Genomic DNA, 1,052 nt, shown 5'->3' with positions numbered 1-1,052 from the left:
GTGGGCTGCGCGGGGAGCGCCTGGCTCGTCGCCTCGGTGCTGGCGCCCGAGATCTTCCACGACCACCTCGGGCAGGCCGGGATCGAGCACGACTCCGCGGAGGCCGCCCACGTCGAGGAGGCGTTCACGGATTCGATCGTCCTGGCGTGGGGGCTGGCGGTGGGCGTCGCGGTGCTCCTGGCGTTGCTGGCGAGCTGGTACCTCACCCGCAGGGTCCAGCGTTCGGTCGCGGTGGTGACCGCTTCCACCGCCGAGATCGCCGGCGGACGCTACGACACGCGCGTCGCGAGCCCCGAGCTGGGGCGGGAGTTCGACGACCTCGCGACGAGCGTCAACGAACTCGCCCGGAGACTCGACGCCACCGACACCACGCGACGCCGGATGCTCGCCGATCTCGGTCACGAGATGCGCACCCCGCTGGCCACGATCGACTCCTACCTCGAGGCCGTCGACGACGGTGTGCGGGACTACGACCACGACACCAGGGAGGTGCTGTGGACGGCCACCCGCCGACTCGAACGCCTGGCGTCGGACATCGTGGCCGTCTCGGCCGTCGAGGAGCACCTGACCCGCCTCCATCCGGTCCCCACCACCATCGCCGGGTTGGTGGGGACCGCCCTCGACGCCGCCCGGGAGCGGTTCGCGGACAAGGGGGTGGAGCTCACCGCCCGCGACCTCGTCGACGCCGAGGTCACCGTGGACGTCGACCGCATGGGCCAGGTACTGGGGAACCTGCTGGACAACGCACTTCGGCACACCCCTGCCGGTGGTTCCGTCACCGTCAGCACCAGCCTGCTCCCCGCGGACACCGGCACCAGGACGTCCGGCACCGACACGGTGGCTCTGAGGCGGGTGTCCGTCACTGTCACCGACACCGGCGAGGGAGTGGCCGCGCACCACCTGGATCACCTCTTCGACCGCTTCTACCGCGTGGACACCGCCCGCGGCCGACACGGCGGGGGAAGCGGCATCGGGCTGGCGATCACCCGGGCACTCGTGGAGGCCCACGGCGGTCGCGTCAGCGCGGCCAGCGACGGCCCCGGGCACGGCGC

The 1,052-nt window shown here is 72.4% G+C and carries 1 protein-coding gene; it reads left to right on the top strand.

The features are described from left to right. The coding region (locus G6028_RS11475; RefSeq protein WP_241730700.1) for a sensor histidine kinase at positions 1 to 1,052 on the top strand (1,052 nt) is incomplete at both ends.

Source organism: Dietzia cercidiphylli, from assembly GCF_014145145.1.
GTDB lineage: Bacteria > Actinomycetota > Actinomycetes > Mycobacteriales > Mycobacteriaceae > Dietzia > Dietzia natronolimnaea.
The sequence above is the reverse complement of the archived record's forward strand: the minus strand, read 5'-3'. Positions and strand labels throughout refer to the sequence as shown.